Source organism: Mycetohabitans sp. B3 (assembly GCF_021498065.1).
In the GTDB taxonomy this organism is placed as follows: Bacteria; Pseudomonadota; Gammaproteobacteria; order Burkholderiales; family Burkholderiaceae; genus Mycetohabitans.
Window position 1 is genome coordinate 1 of record NZ_JAHLKN010000001.1, and the last position, 17,683, is coordinate 17,683.

The following is a 17,683-nucleotide window of genomic DNA, read 5'->3' on the forward strand; positions in this document are numbered from 1 at the left end:
GTCTCCCACATAAAACACCGCTTCTTGCATCTTCGCGGCCAGCGCCCCAACCGGCTCGCCTGAGTCCAGCCCATCGAGCAGCATCGCTGCAGATTCACCATACGCTTGCGCCACAGCCTTGACCTGCGCAATGGTCCATGGATTGGCGCCCTTCATCTTCCGGTGAGCCTGCGAATAACTCAGCCCAAGGATGCGCTGTACCTCCACCGCATGTTGGCGTTTGCCAACACCATGGCGGTTCAGTAAATCATGAATTCGCATGGCAATCGCCAGCGACTCTTCTGAAACCTTGTCTTCGCTTGAAAACATGTAATGTCCGAATCGTTCTGCTCGGCCCCAACTTTAGGAGAAAACGCGCATCACATGCAATGTTCTTTTAAGAAACCCAGCAAAATATTGCTTGACATACGATGTTTAGCCGCTAATACTTGCATTCCGTACAACGATTTGACTTGCCATTGATGGGGTAAAGGGTATCCGCCATGAACGTAATAAATCCGACATGGTGCATAGGTTCAGGCAAACGCAATGGATTGAATGGCCTATGCCCGCGTCAATTCAGCGTTGCTTGTCGCGGACTCGATGAGCCGATATTGCAACGGTAAGACGTACGCCTGAACGGACTGGTCAGCCGGTTGCCCTCAATTGACGAATCCCATGCAGTTCAAACGATTGATAACGCAAAAGGCCATGCAATTCATTGCATGGCAGTAATCGCCGCATTGCGCCGCCGGGTTCATCCAAACCACGAGGCGCGTCTACGACATCGAACCGCTCCCGATGGCGCGCAGCCCTATCTGTACGGTTCGATCATGCTGGCCAATGTGAAGGCAAAAGCCACGTGGCCGTTTCCCTTAACGTGGAGGCAACAACGCTGACAATGAACGAGCGTAGTGCAGGCAGGCTTGGACAGCAGGCGACAGTACAGCAAGACACGAACGGACCGGTCCCACCTTTGCGGATTAGGTGCCACGGGTGTCGAAGGCGGGACACAGCGGCATCGGAGGTGGCGGCATGAGCTTCGAGTCAGGTCCACGCGCGAACGCCGCCTTGGAACGGCCGTTGACACGTGACGAGCTCAGCCGCCATGCTGTCGCGTTCGAGGTGGCCAAATGGCTGCATATCGGCGCGGCGGCGGTCATCGTATTGCTGTGCATGATGATTATTTACCGCGCGCTGCAGGATATCGACGCAGGCCACGGCGGACAGTGGAAAATCGCCGCGGCGTTGTTGATCGGCCATCTGGCCGTGCTCTGGGCCATTTTGCGCGCGATGCGCAGCAATCGATATCGGCCGCTGGGCAAAGATGACGAACCGGCTGCCACGCTGCTGCTGGAGGGGATGCGGCACGACGCGCAAGTGCAGGCCTACTGCCAGGCCATCCAGGACGAGCCACGCGCGTTGACGGGCCATGACATCGACGTCTTACAGCGTTATCGCCAATCCATGAGCGTAGGATCCGGCTAGTTCATCCGCGCTTGACACGCCGCCCGCACTCGCCGTAAAGTGAGCGCACAGATCTAGACAAGAGACTATCTGTAAGATGGTCTCTTGCGCGCATCGATCGTGTTGTCTGTTCAGGCCTCTTACAGAATCATGGGAATGGAGGCCGGCAGTGCAAGCCATCGCGATCAAGATTCGTGGCATTGAAGACATCATATCGTTCCTCGACTCACAGCCCCGCATCGCGGGCAGAGCCGGCCTCATCTGGTGGCTGTCGCTCGGTGGGTTGTTTCTCGACGCATTCTCGAATTCAGCGCTAAGCGCGGGCCTCGGGCCGATGACGCGCGATCTCCATCTGACGGCGGCGCAGGTGGCGCTCATGACATCGTTCGCATCATGGGTGGCGATTGCATTCAATCCAATCGGCGGTTGGATGGCCGACCGCTGGGGCCGGATCCGCCCCCTAGTCATCGCGAAACTGCTGTCAGTGCTCGGCGCAGTGCTGGTGGTATTCGCGCCGCGCTTTGAAGTGATCCTGCTGGGGCGCTTCTTCGTTGGCATGGCGTATGGCATCGATTTCGCGATCGCCATGGCCATGCTGGCCGAGTTCACACCAGCACGCTTGAAAAGCCGCCTGAACGCGTGGCAAGGCATGTGGTACACGGCGGTATGCACGAACTTGTTGTTGGCGTTGCTGTTCCACTCATGGAACGTTGGGGATTCGATCTGGCGCTACTCGGTTGCGGCCACTGCCGTATTTGGCGTCGCCATTTTGCTCATGCAGTTTGCATTCCTGATTGAAAGCCCGATTTGGCTCGCTCGCAGGGACAGACTGGATGACGCGGCCCGCGCGATGGCGCAAATCTATGGTCGACCATTCGTCGCTGCGCCGCTGCATGAGCGCGTGCCGCTGGTTAACCCGGCAACGCGCGGGCTGGCCAACGTGCTGTTGATCTTTCGCGGTGTGTACCTGCCGCGCACGGTCCTGGCGGCCACCGTGCAGATCGGACAATCGATCGAGTACTTCGCCATCGGCTGGTATTTGCCGCTGATCAGCGCGGCGCTGTTCGGCAAGGATTTCGTGTACGCGACGCTCGGTGCACTAGTGTTCAACGTATTTGGTATCGCGGGTGGCTTCACTTCGCCGCTGATCGCGCGCCGACTGGGCTTGCGGCATGCATCAGCCATGGGATTTGCAGCGGTCTTCGCGATGTTGCTGATACTAGGCCTGTTCCATGCCCAGATGCCGCTATGGGCATGCGTGGTTATTCCATCGTTGTTCATTCTGCTTCATTCCGGCGGGCCGGGAGCGAATGGCAAGAGTCTGTCGTCACTGTCGTTCCGCGGCGAACTGCGCGCCAGTGCCAACGGCGTTGTCGGCGCGCTCGGCTCGATCGGTGCGGCGCTGGGACTGCTCGTCTTCCCGCTGTTCCTGGAACGATACGGCCTGGAGCAGACCTTCCTGATCCTGGCCGTCGTGCCGTTTGTCGCCAGTGTGATCTGCTTGACGATTCGCTGGGATCCCACGCGCACAACGATCACTCCGGATAACGAGCCGGACGCACCCCAGTTCAAGAATGCCCCGTCGTCCAAGCCAGCGTTGACGAACCCCGCCATCGAGAAGACCCAACCATGACCGCGCATCGAAACGCCATCCTTGCGATCGACGAAGGCACGTCTGGCACACGGGCCGCGCTAGTCGACGCCAGTGGACACGTATCCTGCCTCGAATATCTGCCGCTACACGTGGACAGTCCGCAACCAGGGGTCGTCGAGCAAGATGCGAATGCGATCCTGGACAAGACCATCGCGGTCTGCTACGCGACGCTGGCACAGGCTGCACAGCAAAAGGTGCGTATCGTCGCGGTGGCCATCGCCACCCAGCGGGCAACGGCCGTACTATGGGACACGCACACGGGACGGGCACTGGTCCCCGCGATGGTCTGGCAGGATACGCGTCATGCGGCCGATCTCGAGCGCCTGGCCGCCACCTGGGACCGCAGGTTGGTGGCAGGCGTAGGCCGACCCGCCGGCGTGCGCTCGCCGTATCTATGGGCGGCCCATCAACTACGCACGGTGCCGGCGATCGCCGACGCGTTCCGCGCCCGCCGCCTCGCGTTCGGCACGATCGACACTTGGCTGCTATGGCACCTATCCACCGAGCGTACATGCGTGACCACGCCGACCAATGCGACTTCGGCGAGTGCCTATTTGCTGGGCGAGCATCGGTATTTCGACGCCTGGATCGATGCGCTGGGCTTTCCGCGTGAGCTGCTGCCGGCGTTGCGCGAGGACGCGGACACGTTCGGCCGCACCCGGCCCGAGTTACTCGGGATCGACGTGCCGATCCTGGCCTGCGCGGGCGACCAGCTTGCCGGCGCGATCGGACTCGGGTGCCTCGACCGTGGGCAATCGATGTGCGTACACGGCACGGGCAGCTTCGTCGACCTGCTGACGGGCCCGGCCTTACCGTGCACCACGCTCATGGATGAGCATGGGCACCAGCACCAGCACCAGCACCAGCACCAGCACCAGCACCAGCACCAGCACCCACCATCATACGGCGCAACGCTGGCCATAACAGCGCGCCGCCATGGCGGCGTTTCACACTATTCGCTCGAAACCTTCGTCGCCACGACGGGCTGCGCACTGAATTGGGTTTGCGACACGTTGCGCTGGTTCGACCATCCGGCGCAGATCAGCGCCCTGGCCCGCACCGTGTCGTCGGCGCGCGACGTGCTGTTCGTCCCCGCATTGACTGGGTTGCGCGTGCCGCAGATGGAACCCTGCGCCCGCGCATCGCTATCCGGGATATCCATTGCGACCACGCGGGAAGAGGTCGCGTTCGCTCTCCTCGAGGGCATTGGCCATTCGGTGACGTCATGCATGGAGGCGAACCAAGCGGTGGCACGTATCGACGTGCATGAGCTGGTGGTCGGCGGCGGCCTATCGGGCAGCGACGTGCTGCTGCAGATCCAGGCAGATCTGAGCGGCCTGCCGGTGCGGCGTATCCGCGAGAGCGACCGCGCGAGCCTGCGCGGCGCGGCGTTCCTGGCCGGCGCCTCGGGCCTGTTGTGGGACTCACTGGACGCGGCACGCGCCACGCTGGTTACCGACGCGGTGTTCGAACCGTCGCCCGACACCGGCTTGCGGCAACAGCGGCGCGCGAGATGGCACGCGCGCATCCAATCTGAACTTGCCCATGCGGCCGATTTCGATCACGGTTGAGTACGGAGATTCACCAGTATGATTTTCTTACCATCCAGACGGCCCAGGCAGGATCGGGCTGCGATGACAGCCACATCGCCACTGCACGTAGTGCGTGAGGAACAGCTCGCGCGCCTGGGCGGCGACACATTCGACATGTTGATCGTCGGCGGCGGCGTCACCGGCGCCTATGCGGCACTGGACGCGAGCCTGCGCGGCTACCGCGTCGCGTTGGTCGAGAAAAGTGACTTCGCATCCGGAACGTCATCCAAATCCTCGAAGATGGTTCATGGCGGCCTGCGCTACATCGAGCAGGGCAATCTCAGCCTGGTACGCCACTCGCTGCTGGAGCGGCAGCGCCTGCGCCGCAATGCGCGCCACCTAGTGCAACGGCTGCCGTTCCTGTTCCCAGTGATGGAGCGCGACGGCGTATTCGACAAGCGCCTGGCGAAGGCCTTCGAGAGCCTGTTGTGGACGTATGACCTCGCCGGCGGCTGGCGCGAAGGCATCCTGCACCAGAAACTGACCAAGGCTGAAGTGCTGTCGCACTGCCCAACGTTCAACGAAGCGTACTTAACCGGCGGCTTCATGTATTTCGATGCGCGCGTGGACGATGCGCGGCTGACGCTGACACTGGCGCGCACCGCGGCGTTCCACGGCGCGGCGCTGGCCAATCATGCGCGCGTGGCCGAGGTTACCCGTAATGCGCAAGGACGCGTCGATGGTGCAATCGTGCATGCCGACGGCCGCGAGATCCGCGTGCGCGCCGGCGTGGTGATCATGGCAACCGGCGTCTGGCTGCGCGACTGGGACGGGCGCCGCAAGGGGGATGCACCAGCGCTCCAGGTACGACCAGCCAAGGGCGTGCATGTGGCGATTCCGTGGTTGAAGATTCGCAACGACTGCACCGTCACGATCCCGGTGCCGGGCCGCAACCGGCGTGCGACGATCACCCGCTGGGGCAACGTCTCGTACCTGGGTACCACCGACGAAGACTACGACGGCAACCTGGACAACGTGTACTGCACACGGCAAGAACTTGATTTCCTGCTGGAAGGCGCCCGCTCGGCTTTGAAGACGGACCTGCAGCCGCACGACGTAGTGGGCAGCATCGCCGGCTGCCGGCCGCTGGTCGGCCCCCCCGGCGGCAAGACGATCGAGATGCGCCGCAACCATGAGATCCACATCGCGTCCGACGGCCTGGTGACGATTGTCGGCGGCAAGCTGACGACCTCCCGGCACATGGCGGAGCAGACCATCGACGCGGCGCAGACAGTCATCGGCAAACGCGCGCCATGCCGCACGAAATCGGCCTACCTGCTGGGCGCGGCCGGCTACGACCCGCAGGCGATCGTCGCCTCGGGCGGGCTGGCCGCGCATCTGGGCGAGCGCTACGGCACTGAGGCGCGTTTCGTCAGCGACCTGATCGATGCACGCCCGTCACTGCTCGCCCCGATCGTCGAGGGCTTGCCGTACAGCGAAGCGGAAGTGGTCTACGCTGCGCGCCATGAGTTGGCGCGCAGCGTAGACGACGTGCTGTCGCGGCGCACGCGCGCACGATTGATGGCGCGCGATGCGTCAGCCCGCGCCGCACCGCGCGTGGGTCAGATTCTAAAGGCGGAGCTCGGCTTGTCCGACGCGCTCGTCGCCAGCCAGGTGCGCGACTACGTCGCGGCCGTCCAATACGAGAAATCGGTCCTCATCGGAGATAACGGATGATCAGCAAGGAAGCCATTCAGCGCGGCTACAACCGCGGCAATTATGTCGTCGGCGCTCACACGCCGCCACCGTACTCGCTGAACCTGCCCAGTGTGCCGTACGACGCGCCGGCCGGCAGCATGCAACGCGCACCGGTGCAGGTCTCGGAGCGGCAATGCGACGCGCTGCGGGAAATCGCCGACGAGGTGATCACACAGCCGGCACAAGTGGTCGCGTGGACCCGTGACTGGTGGGCTGCCTCGATGGTCACGGAAACCGCCGGCCGGCCGGCCTCGCCGCACGCCGTTGTCGTACGCGTGTCCAGCGTCGCGCAGGTCCAGGCGGTAATGCGCATTGCGCATGCGGCGTCGATCCCGGTGACGGCGTCGGCCGGGCGCAGCAACGTCACCGGCGCGGCGCTGCCGGTGCGTGGCGGCATCGTGCTGGACTTATGCGGCCTAAACCGGCTACTCAGCGTAGATCAAGAAAGCCAGCTCGTCGAGGTGGAGGCGGGTATGTTCGGCGACGTATTCGAGGCGTCGCTGCAGCGCGAGCACCAGTTGACGACGGGACACTGGCCGTCGTCGTTTGGTATCAGCACCGTGGGGGGGTGGATCGCCTGCCGAGGCGCCGGACAGCTGTCCACGCGCTACGGCAAGATCGAGGACATGGTATACAGCATGGACGTCGTGCTGGCCGACGGCTCGCTGATCAGCGTCGGCGGCTATCCGCGCGCAGCGGTCGGGCCGGACCTGCAGCAGCTGTTCATCGGCAGCGAAGGCACGCTGGGCATCATCGTGCGCGCACGATTGAAGCTGCACCGCCTACCGGACTACGGTCGGGCGATTGCCTATGGCTTCGACTCGTTCGCCGCCGGCCTGCACGCATGCCGCGAAATCATGCAGCGCGGCGCCCAACCAGCGGCGCTGCGTCTGTACGATGCGCTCGAAAGCGGCGTGCAGTTCGGCCTGCCAGACACGAATGTGCTGCTGATCGCCGACGAGGGCACGCGCGAGATTGTGGATGCGGGGATTGCGGTCTGCGAGCAGGTGTGCAAGCCGCAAGGGCAGCGGCTGGCTGGGGAAGCGATCTTTGAGAAGTGGCTCGACACGCGGTATCTGACCGGCAAAAGCGCGGAGGGCTTCAAACGCAGCCCGGGGTTCGTCGCCGACACGCTGGAGATGGCGGGGCGCTGGCGCGATCTGGCCGCGATCTATCGCGATGTGGTCGATGCGCTGCAATCGGTGCCGGGTACGTTGGCGGGCTCCGCGCATCAGTCGCATGCCTATGTGGACGGCGCATGCCTGTACTTCTCGTTGCGCGGCGAAGTGGCCATCGAGCAGCGCGCCGCGTGGTACCGCCGTGCGTGGGACGCGGCCAATGCCGTGCTGATCCAATACAATGCGACGCTGAGCCACCACCATGGTGTAGGTCTACTGCGCGCGCCCTACATGCGCGACTCGCTGGGCAGCGCGTTCCCCGTGCTACAAGCGCTCAAGCGTACGCTGGATCCGAAGAACATTCTCAACCCTGGTAAGCTCGGCCTGGATGACGACATCGTCCCGCCGGCAAGCTGATATTTTGATATGGACAAGTCCCTCGGAGCGCGTCTGGCCCGACATCCTGTGATTGCAACGCTGTATGGCACCGAGCAGCTTGACAGCTTCATCGGCAGCGCGGCCGAAGTCGGCATCGTGGCCAACGTCGAGCTGCGCAAGCTGCAGGCGGTCGTGGTCACGCTGACGCGGGCCGGCAAGTCCGTGATCGTCAATATCGACAGCTGCGATGGGCTGTCGCAGGACAAGGGCGGCGTCGAATATCTCGTCGATATTGGCGTCACCAGCTTAGTGTCCACGCGCGTGGCGACGGTGCAGCGCGCCAACCGCGCCGGTTTGATGACAATGCAGAAGGTTTTCGTGACGGACCGCTCGACGTGGCCGCGCAGCATCAAGGCGATCGAGCAGAGCGATCCCAATTTGGTGCAGCTGATGCCGGCGCCGATGCTGCCGCACCTGCGTGAGCAAAACCGTGCGGCGCTGCCACCGATCGTCGCGTCGGGCTTCGTCTGCAATGAGCACGATGTGCGCCAGGCGCAGGCGCACGGCGCGGTGGCAGTGTCCACCAGCGACAGTCAATTGTGGAACCTGGATCGCCGCGCGGAACGCGCGACGAACCGTGGAAGAGGGAATCAACAGTGAAGCCGCCCTACTTGCAGGTCATTGCCCACTATTTCGCCAAGCCCGGGCAGAGTGAGCGCGTGCTAACGCTGCTCGACGCGCTCGCGCGCGCCACGCGCGATGAGCCGAAGAACCTGGACTACCAGTTCTTCCGCTCGCCGCACGATCCTGACCATTTTGTGATCCTCGAGCAGTATACTGATGCAACGGGGCTGGACGAGCATCGGCAAACGCCGCATTTTCAGCAGCTCGGTTACGGTCAGATCATTCCGATGCTTGAACGCCGCGAGGTCAGAAGCCACATGGTTCACGGAGCAAGCCAATGACCCCCTTCCTCTTTCAGACCGTGCCGACCGTGATCGTGGAGTTCGGCGCGGCACGCCGGCTCGGCGCATTGCTGCGCGAGCACTTCGGCACACTGAGCCGACTGTGCGTGGTCACCGACGCGTTCCTGCATCGCAGCGGACTGCTCGGGCCCGCGCTGGCGGACCTCACCGCGCAGGGCTGGCATGTCACTGTCATCGATGACGTGGTGGCCGATCCGCCCGAACAGGTGGTGCTCCACGCCGCCGCGCGTGCTTCGGCCGTCGGTGCCGAAATCGTGCTCGGACTCGGCGGCGGCTCGTCAATGGACGTGGCCAAACTGATCGCCATCCTGGTGGCCGGGCAGCAACCGCTGGCCGAGATGTACGGCGTAGGCAACGTACGCGGCACGCGCGTGCCACTGGTGCAAATGCCGACCACCGCGGGCACCGGCTCGGAAGTCACCGCGGTGTCGATCGTCACGCTCGACGAGGCGCGCAAGATGGGCGTGGTCGCGCCACAGCTGTTCGCTGACGTCGCGATTCTGGACGCGGAACTCACGCTTGGCCTGCCGCGTGCGACGACCGCGGCCACCGGCATCGATGCCATGGTGCATGCGATCGAGGCGTACACGTCGGCACGCCTGAAGAACCCGCTGTCAGACAGACTCGCGCTGCAGGCGCTGGAGCTGTTGTCCCGCCACCTGCTGCCGGCGTGCGACAACGGGCAGGACCGCGCGGCGCGCGAGGCAATGCTACTCGGCGCGATGCTGGCCGGGCAGGCTTTCGCCAATGCACCGGTGGCCGCCGTGCACGCGCTCGCGTATCCGATCGGCGGCCTGTTTCACGTGCCACACGGCTTGTGCAATGCACTCGTACTGCCCCACGTACTGCGCTTCAACGCGAACGCAGCCGCACAGCAGTATGCGCAGCTTGCGTCGATCGTCGCACCCGACGCACGCGGCAGCGACGAAGCCAGGACCGCGGTATGGATTGCACGGATCGACGCGCTGATTGCCGCCACCGGGATCCCGAGGACGCTGCGCGAAGTCGGCGTCGGCCGGCACGATCTGCCGAGAATGGCCGCTGATGCGATGCTGCAGACCCGTCTGCTCGTGAACAATCCGCGTGAAGTCCGCGAAGCCGACGCCCTCGCCATCTACGAGCAGGCTTGGTAGGACGCCCACGTTTCGTGGACCTGGCCCACATGTCTTTCTTTGCGACCGTGGGCTCGGCCCGCACGCCTTTCTTTGCGATCTTGCCATAGGCCGATTTGGGCAGCGCGTTCCAGAACACGAATAAGCGCGGACCTGTGTAGCGCGCAGTCGGGCATGCCGAGTACCGCGACCTCATGCACGGCCGGGCTACGCACGCCAATCTCGTTTCATTAACACGCATACGTAGCGCAGCGCCGCCCGCGCAGCATCCGCTTGCGCACCACTCGACGGTCGATGTCACCGAGCTGCACCGGGAGTCGTTTCTGATATCGCCGCGCCAGACAGTGCCGTACCTTTACGATACGATCCTCACACATTACAAACGATGCGGCTTCACGCTGAAGATTCGGCCCGAAAACCGCTATTAGCAGACTATCATCAAGCTGGTCGGCCACGGGATTGGCGGGACGGCAGGGGCGCGCGCCCGGCGCAAAAGGGCTGTCGGAAAAGGCGGTGGACCAGGCCCATCCCCGAGCCGGCATCGAACTTGCGCACGACCATCGACGTCTGTCGAAGAAGGCCGAGGAGAGTCGATACCATGCATCCGACGATGCCCCCTGCCGACACGGCGCCGATATGGCCGTCACTGGCCGATCCGCGCCCGGCACATCATCCCCCAGCATTCGTCCATCCGGGGCCTCCGACATCGCCACGCATCGCTCAAGTGCTGACTCATCACAGCACGCACGAGCTACTCATCACGCTGCCGCCGGGCGCTAACTTCGCAACCGCACTGCACCGGACACTGGATGGCTTCACGCAGCGCAGCGGCTGTGCGCGCATCAGTGGCGGCGGCGTATGCGCGCACGTCGAATATCACGTCATCATTCGTGCCGCGCACGCTGGCCCACCGTACGTGTATGGCCCGCCAATCGTCTGTGACGGCGACGTCACGCTAGTGGATGCGACGATCACGATTGGTCGGTGCGAGGACGGCAGCCGCGTGCTGCATTGCCATGGCGGCATGATCGATGCCCGCGGCAGGCACCACGGCGGCCATTTGGACCTGCAGCGGACCGTGGTCGGCCATGAGCCGATGCGGGTCAGGGTATGCCTGTTCGACGAGGTGGAACTGGTCGTCTCCCATGATCCGGAAACCACCTACGACCTGTTGCAACCGATAAGGACACCGCTCGTATGAAAGACCACGTCATGATCGAATCGGGCCGCCTGGGGCGGCTGGTCGTCGCGCGCGTCAAACCTAACGAGGACCTGATCACGTCGCTGGAACACCTGTGCGACGCGCACGGGGTCGAGCGGGCGCTGGTACGCGGTGCGGTCGGCAGCCTACTCGGCGCGACACTGCTGCTGCCGCAGCGTAGTACGAGCGCGGCCATCACGGTCGAGGGTCCCGGGGTCGAAATCCTGAGCCTGTCCGGCGAAATATCGCGTATGGCCGCAACGGGCTGTGCGTCGTCGATCAACGGCATGGTCGCGGACCCGAACGGGCGGATGTTCGCGGGACGCTTGCAACGAGGCGGCAACCGCTCGTTTATCACAATCGAGGTGTCGTTGCAGGAGTGGCTGGTCGACTCCATCATCGAAGGTCCCGCCACGCCGTGACGTTACGCTGCCGCATAGCGGGCTGAATGCCGCGCAAGCGCGACGAAGGCGGCCAGGTAGTCGGTATCGGCATCCGCCTCGCGCATACCCACGAAGATCTGCTTGTCGATGCCGTCGCGTCCCAGCCGCACCGGCTCGATCGGCATCTTGTCCGCATATTCCTGCACCAGCCAGCGCGGCAGCGCGGCAACGCCGCGGCCGCTGGCGACCATTTGCACCATGATGTCGGTGGTCTCGATCGTCTTGTGACGCTTCGGCCGCACGCCGGCCGGCACCAGGAATTGCGCATACACGTCGAGCCGGTCGATATCGACCGGATAGGTAATCAGCACTTCGCCGGCCAACTGCGCCGGCTCGACGTGCGTGCCACGTGTCAGTGCATGTCCGCGCTGGACCACCAGCACCTGCTCGTAGTCGAACACCGGCTCGAAGCGAAGGCCCGAGCGGTGCAACGGATCGGGCGTAACCAAGATGTCGATGTCATAGACGAACAACGCGCCAATGCCGCCGAACTGGAACTTCTGCTTCACGTCCACATCGACGTCCGGCCATTGTGCCAGGTACGGCGACACCACCTTAAGCAACCATTGGTAGCAGGGGTGGCATTCCATCCCGATGCGCAGCGTGCCACGCTCACCCTGCGCGTACTGCACCAGACGTGCCTGCGCGTGCTCCAGCTGCGGCAGTACGCGATTGGCGACCGATAACAGGTATTCGCCCGCCTGCGTCAGCCGCAGATTGCGGCCTTCGCGGCGCCAGACCGCCGTGCCCAGCATCTGCTCCATCTTCTTGACCGTGTGGCTCAGCGCCGATTGGGTCAAGCACAATACCTCGGCGGCAGCGGTCAATGAACCCCGCCGGTCAACCTCGCGCACGATCGCCAGGTGGATACGTTCGAGCATATTGAAATATGAAAATAACTAATGGGCCGATGAAATAATGCCACTTTTTTTCATGGATCCCAACCCCTATGATCGACGCACTCTTGACCCACCCTCTATCAAATTATGGCCATCACGCACAATCTGGGCTTTCCGCGCATCGGCGCGAAGCGGGAATTGAAATTCGCCCTCGAGTCTTACTGGAAGGGACAGTCCTCGCTAAATGAACTGAAGGCAGCGGGCGCTCAACTGCGCCAGCAGCACTGGGCCGACCAGGCGAAACTGGACTGGTCGCCGGTAGGTGATTTCGCGTTCTATGACCAGGTGCTCGACATGAGCTTCACGCTCGGCAACCTGCCGGAGCGAGTACGCGAACTGGACGGCGATTCGCTGGACAACTACTTCCGGATCGCGCGCGGGCGTTCGGCCACGGACGGCGCATGCAGCTGCGGCGTGCAGGCCGGCGAGATGACCAAGTGGTTCGATACCAACTATCACTACATCGTGCCGGAATTGAGCGCGTCCACGACCTTTTCGCTCGATGCATCGCGCCTGCTCGGTGAGTTCGAACAGGCACGTCGCCTTGGCGTGAAAGCCAAGCCGGTGATCATCGGGCCGCTGACGTACCTGTGGCTCGGCAAAGCCAAGGACGACTCGGACAAACTTGCGCTATTGCCAAGACTGCTGCCGGTCTATGCGCAATTGCTAGATGAACTCGCCGCGTGCGGTGCCGAGTGGGTGCAGATCGACGAACCGATCCTCGTCACCGAGCTCGATCCGCAGTGGCAGCAAGCGTTCGTGCGCGCCTACGACACGCTGCGCACCGATCGCGTTAAGCTGCTATTGGCTACCTACTTCGGCCAATTGCAGGAGAACCTGCCGCTTGCATGCCGATTGCCAGTGCAAGGCCTACACGTGGACACGCTCAATGCGCGCGATGAAGTCTGCGACGTCATCGCGGAGCTGCCGGCCGAGCGCGTGCTGTCGCTCGGCGTCGTCAACGGCCGCAATATCTGGAAAACCGATCTCGTCGCCACGCTCGACTGGCTCGAGCCGATCCACCGGCAACTCGGCCAGCGGCTCTGGCTCGCGCCGTCGTGCTCACTGCTGCACGTGCCGGTGGATCTGGCCAGTGAGCGCGAACTCGATGCCGAGCTACGTTCATGGCTTGCTTTCGCACTGCAAAAACTGGACGAACTCAACGTGCTTGCTACGGCACTGAACAACGGTAGGCAGGCCGTAGAGGCTGACCTGCGGGACAATCAGGCCGCCATCGCGGCGCGTAAGGTATCGGCGCGCGTGCATAACCCGGCCGTCAAGGCGGCGCTCGCGCGCATCGACGCCGACATGGAACGCCGCACCAGCCACTACCCGGAGCGCGCGCGCAAACAACACGAGCAGTTGCAACTGCCGCCGTATCCGACCACGACAATTGGCTCGTTTCCACAAACCGAAGACATCCGCCAGGCGCGCAGCCATTTCCGCCGCGGCGAACTGGACGAGGCGAGCTACCACGCGGCCATGCGCGAGCAAATCGCGCGCAGCGTGCGCGAACAGGAAGCGCTGGGGCTTGACGTGCTCGTGCATGGTGAGGCCGAGCGCAACGACATGGTTGAGTATTTCGGCGAGCAGCTCGAAGGCTATGCGTTCAGCCAATTCGGCTGGGTGCAGTCGTATGGCTCGCGGTGCGTGAAACCGCCGATCATGTTCGGTGACATCCGCCGGCCAAAGCCGATGACGGTCGAATGGATCCAATATGCGCAATCGCTGACTCACAAGCCGATGAAAGGTATGTTGACCGGGCCCGTGACGATCCTGAACTGGTCATTCGTGCGTGACGACCAGCCGCGTGCCGTGTCGTGTCAGCAGCTTGCGCTGGCAATCCGCGAAGAGGTGCTTGATCTGGAGCGCGCGGGCGTGCGCGTGATTCAGATCGACGAAGCGGCCTTGCGCGAAGGCTTGCCGCTGCGCAAGTCGCAATGGCATGAGTACCTGCAGTGGGCGGTCGGCGCGTTCCGCATTGCGGCCAACGGCGTGCGCGACGACACGCAGATCCACACACACATGTGCTATTCGGAGTTCAACGACATCATCGCGTCGATTGCGGATATGGACGCAGACGTCATCACAATCGAAACATCGCGCTCCGACATGGAACTGCTCGATGCGTTCGATCACTTCAACTATCCGAATGAGATTGGACCGGGCGTGTACGACATCCATTCACCGAACATCCCGACGCAGGAGCACATCGTCCAGTTGATGCGCAAGGCGGCCGAGCGCATCCCAGCCGAACGCCTGTGGGTTAATCCGGACTGCGGGTTGAAGACACGCGCATGGACAGAAGTCATCCCGGCGCTGCGCAACATGGTGGCCGCCGCGCATACGTTGCGCGGCACTGCATAGCGCGCGCTCAACGGCCTCGGACCGCGAGGCGCCACAGCGACGTCACCTCGCGGGCCCGCGCCGCATGCAACGGATCCGCGACGTCCGACGCTTTGGGATGACGCGGCCGGATATCGGCGCGGTCGAGCACCTGTAAGCCGGCCGCGTCGATCATCGCGAGGAAAGCTTCGCGCGGGCGCAAGCCAAGATGCTCGGCCAAGTCCGACATGATCAGCCAACCCTCGCCGCCGGGTGTCAAATGCGCCGGCAGGCCGGCGAGGAATCCTCGTAACATGCGGCTGTCCGGATCGAACACGGCATGCTCGATCGATGCGCTCGGGCGCGCCGGTACCCACGGCGGATTGCAGACCACCAGCGGCGCGCGACGTGATAACGGAAAAAGATCTGCCTGCACGACCTCCACTTGCGCGGACAGCCCCAGCCGGGCGACATTCTCACGCGCGCAATCCAGCGCGCGAGAATCAACGTCCGTCGCGATCACGCGCCGCACGCCGCGCCGGGCCAGCAATGCAGCGATCACGCCGGTACCGGTGCCAATGTCGAAAACAAGCGCATCGGCACCCTCTGGCAACGGCGCCTGCGCTATCAGGTCCAGGTATTCGCCGCGTACGGGCGAAAACACGCCATAGTGCGGATGGATCCGGTCACCGCCGAGCGCGTCGATGACCACGCCCTTGCAATACCACTCGAACGCGCCGACTATCCCCAGCAACTCACGCAGCGAAACGACGCTTGCCGCATCGCCGCCGGGCGGCGGGCCGTATGCGTGCGCGCACGCCTCACTCAGGTCCGGGGCACGACGCAGCGGTATCCGGTAATGCCCATCGAGCGGCACCAGCAGCATCGCCAGCGTGCGGGCCCGTTGCGATTGCGCCAGCCGGTGCAGGTTGAACATTTCCTGTGGCGTCGCACCGCCCTTGGCCCGACGACGCTCAACACGCCGCGCGATGGCCTGCAGCAGCTGCCGCGCGTTATTGAAGTCGCCCCGCCACAGGATTGCGGTTCCCTCGCATGCCAGGCGATAAGCGTGATCGGCACTGAGCGTGTCATCGGCCGGTACGACGCGCCGCGGCGGCGGCAGCCCAGCGTGCGAGCGCCAGCGCGCATGGCGGGTCTGGCCGCCTTCAGTCCAGTTCAGCATCGGGCACTCAGGTTCGCTCATCGTGTCACCCGCGACAACAAACCGGTTGGCGCGGCGACTTCAATGCGCCGACGCCGAGGCAGGCCGAAGCTCGCACTGTACGTCCAGCTTGCCGGCAGCGCCGAAATTGAGCGTCAACGGAATCGTCGTGCCGACTTTCAGCGTGCTCTTGGGCTGTTCGAGCATCACGTGATAACCGCCCGGCGCAAACTGCAGCGTACCGTGGGCCGGCACGTCAACCGCATCCACATGGACCATCCGCGACGTACTGCCGTTGCTCTGCGTCTGGTGCATCATGACCATCCCGAAGGCCAGCGCATCGACGCCCAGCAGCGAAACCGGCTTGTCTGCGTTGTTTCTTATCGTGAAATAGGCGGATGACGGCAGGGTCGCCGGCATCGTGCGCACCCAGCAGCCGCTCACCTGCACCCCCGCCAGCCCAGCGGCCTGCGTGGTGGCCTGCGCGGCGGCGGGCACGCCAGCGCCCAGCATGGCAAACAGCGCCACAGTGGCGCCTATCAGAGACTTAACCTGCATTCCTACCTCCGAAATCGAACGGCGAACAATCGAACAGCATCGCAGCATTATGCCAACGTCACGGCCAGATAGACTGCATAGAGCACGCCGTTGAACAGCAGCGCCCAGATCGGCAGGCCGCGACCGCGCGACAGCGCGCGGCACCACGCTGCCGCGACCAGTGTGATCACGATACCAGTCAGCACCTCGATGCGCGGCTCCCATGGCGTGAGCATAATGCCCAGCGCCGGCAGCAGTGTGCCTTGGAACACCATCGCGCCGGTGAGGTTTCCAAATGCGAGCGTGTCCTTGCCGCGACGCACCCACAAGATGCTGTTGGTCTTCTCGGGTAACTCCGTGGCGATCGGGATAATCAGCAGCGACAACAGCAGCGGCGACACGCCCAGCAGCTGGGAGACTCCGTCCACGCCATGGATGAATCCCTTCGCGCCGCCGACCAGCAAAGCCAGCGCGAGACCCAGCTGCAGTACGATCGTCACGAGCCGGGTCGGGACACCAAAGCGCGACAGATGCATGACGTGTGGCGCCTCGGTGCCGTGTCCGCCAGCTACCAACGCTTGCGAGGCGTGCAACGTCGCATACACGTAGCGTAGATACACGCATACGAGCGCGGTGCTCAACCCTGCCCGCACCAGCACATTCGTATGCGGCACGTACATCGCAGCGGCCGATAACGCAAACGCAAACAGGAAATAGTTGAGATCGCGGTTGATGCCGCCGGTCTCCGGCCGTATCCGTCCGCAGAGCCCACGCTGGCGCAATACCGCAACGGTCATTAGACACGTGGACAGCGTCGCAAGCATCAGCGGCGCACCTAGGATCGCGCCCACGCCAATCTCCTCGTTGAGCCGCTCGCCGCGTCCCGACACAATGGCGATCAGCGGAATCGACGTCTCGGGCAGCGCAGTGCCAACCGCCGCGAACAATGAGCCGGTCACGCCCTCGGATAGTTTCATCCGCTCGCCCAGGTGTTCTAGCGCGTTCGTGAACAATTCGGCGGCGATCAGGATCACCGCGAGCATCAGCACGAGTTCGAGCACGAGCCAAGTCATGCGCACGCTCCCGTCGCAACGGGCGGCATGACCCAACGGGCAGGCGGGTAAGGGGAATG

At 63.7% G+C, this 17,683-nt stretch carries 16 protein-coding genes; 11 read left to right on the plus strand and 5 right to left on the minus strand.

Translation table 11 applies throughout. The features are described 5' to 3' along the window. Window positions 1-309 (minus strand): helix-turn-helix domain-containing protein (locus KQH55_RS00005; protein ID WP_255763038.1); only part of this gene is annotated, 309 nt, incomplete at its 3' end. 705 nt (window positions 310-1,014) lie between these two features. Here KQH55_RS00005 and KQH55_RS00010 point away from each other — a divergent pair. The 10 genes from KQH55_RS00010 to KQH55_RS00055 all read left to right on the plus strand — a co-directional run bounded on the left by KQH55_RS00010 (window position 1,015) and on the right by KQH55_RS00055 (window position 11,607). Further along, window positions 1,015-1,467, plus strand: a complete 453-nt coding sequence (locus tag KQH55_RS00010; protein ID WP_139337416.1) for a hypothetical protein — start codon at window positions 1,015-1,017, stop codon at window positions 1,465-1,467. A gap of 148 nt (window positions 1,468-1,615) precedes the next feature. Then, on the plus strand, window positions 1,616-3,079 hold the full coding sequence (locus tag KQH55_RS00015) for an MFS transporter (protein WP_076785817.1): 1,464 nt from the start codon (window positions 1,616-1,618) through the stop codon (window positions 3,077-3,079). Next, window positions 3,076-4,671 (plus strand): FGGY family carbohydrate kinase, encoded by a 1,596-nt coding sequence (locus KQH55_RS00020; RefSeq protein ID WP_235089936.1) that lies wholly within the window; start codon window positions 3,076-3,078, stop codon window positions 4,669-4,671. The genes KQH55_RS00015 and KQH55_RS00020 overlap by 4 nt, the downstream gene beginning before the upstream one ends. Before the next feature lie 18 nt (window positions 4,672-4,689). After that, window positions 4,690-6,369: a glycerol-3-phosphate dehydrogenase/oxidase gene (locus tag KQH55_RS00025; RefSeq protein ID WP_235089938.1), complete on the plus strand. Its 1,680-nt coding sequence runs from the start codon at window positions 4,690-4,692 to the stop codon at window positions 6,367-6,369. Then, window positions 6,366-7,925, plus strand: coding sequence for an FAD-binding oxidoreductase (locus KQH55_RS00030; protein WP_235089939.1), 1,560 nt, complete (start codon window positions 6,366-6,368; stop codon window positions 7,923-7,925). The genes KQH55_RS00025 and KQH55_RS00030 overlap by 4 nt, the downstream gene beginning before the upstream one ends. A gap of 9 nt (window positions 7,926-7,934) precedes the next feature. Beyond that, on the plus strand, window positions 7,935-8,546 hold the full coding sequence (locus KQH55_RS00035) for a glycerol-3-phosphate responsive antiterminator (RefSeq protein WP_076785821.1): 612 nt from the start codon (window positions 7,935-7,937) through the stop codon (window positions 8,544-8,546). Then, window positions 8,543-8,851 carry a putative quinol monooxygenase gene (locus tag KQH55_RS00040; RefSeq protein WP_076796720.1) on the plus strand — a complete coding sequence of 103 codons (309 nt, stop codon included), beginning with the start codon at window positions 8,543-8,545 and terminating at the stop codon, window positions 8,849-8,851. Before KQH55_RS00035 ends, KQH55_RS00040 begins: the two co-directional genes overlap by 4 nt. After that, window positions 8,848-10,005, plus strand: a complete 1,158-nt coding sequence (locus tag KQH55_RS00045; RefSeq protein WP_076796721.1) for an iron-containing alcohol dehydrogenase — start codon at window positions 8,848-8,850, stop codon at window positions 10,003-10,005. The genes KQH55_RS00040 and KQH55_RS00045 overlap by 4 nt, the downstream gene beginning before the upstream one ends. 577 nt (window positions 10,006-10,582) lie before the next feature. Beyond that, entirely contained in the window at window positions 10,583-11,185 is a 603-nt protein-coding gene (locus tag KQH55_RS00050; protein WP_076796722.1) for a hypothetical protein, read from the plus strand. Then, window positions 11,182-11,607, plus strand: coding sequence for a PPC domain-containing DNA-binding protein (locus KQH55_RS00055; protein WP_235089940.1), 426 nt, complete (start codon window positions 11,182-11,184; stop codon window positions 11,605-11,607). Before KQH55_RS00050 ends, KQH55_RS00055 begins: the two co-directional genes overlap by 4 nt. A 2-nt stretch (window positions 11,608-11,609) precedes the next feature. On the opposite strand, the gene KQH55_RS00060 is transcribed toward KQH55_RS00055, so the two are convergent. Further along, on the minus strand, window positions 11,610-12,509 hold the full coding sequence (locus KQH55_RS00060) for a LysR family transcriptional regulator (RefSeq protein ID WP_076785827.1): 900 nt from the start codon (window positions 12,507-12,509) through the stop codon (window positions 11,610-11,612). A gap of 105 nt (window positions 12,510-12,614) precedes the next feature. Between KQH55_RS00060 and metE the strand changes: the two genes are divergently transcribed. Next, a complete protein-coding gene (gene metE, locus KQH55_RS00065) occupies window positions 12,615-14,894 on the plus strand; it encodes a 5-methyltetrahydropteroyltriglutamate--homocysteine S-methyltransferase (RefSeq protein WP_076796723.1) in 2,280 nt (759 codons plus the stop codon). Between the two features lie 7 nt (window positions 14,895-14,901). On the opposite strand, the gene KQH55_RS00070 is transcribed toward metE, so the two are convergent. From KQH55_RS00070 to KQH55_RS00080, 3 genes are read right to left on the minus strand one after another with little or no spacing between them, the layout of a single operon-like run. After that, window positions 14,902-16,056: a class I SAM-dependent methyltransferase gene (locus KQH55_RS00070; RefSeq protein ID WP_076785829.1), complete on the minus strand. Its 1,155-nt coding sequence runs from the start codon at window positions 16,054-16,056 to the stop codon at window positions 14,902-14,904. A gap of 39 nt (window positions 16,057-16,095) precedes the next feature. Continuing rightward, window positions 16,096-16,572, minus strand: coding sequence for a copper chaperone PCu(A)C (locus KQH55_RS00075; protein ID WP_235089941.1), 477 nt, complete (start codon window positions 16,570-16,572; stop codon window positions 16,096-16,098). Window positions 16,573-16,619: 47 nt separating this feature from the next. Beyond that, a complete protein-coding gene (locus tag KQH55_RS00080; RefSeq protein WP_076785830.1) occupies window positions 16,620-17,624 on the minus strand; it encodes a sodium:calcium antiporter in 1,005 nt (334 codons plus the stop codon). Window positions 17,625-17,683 lie beyond the last annotated feature (59 nt).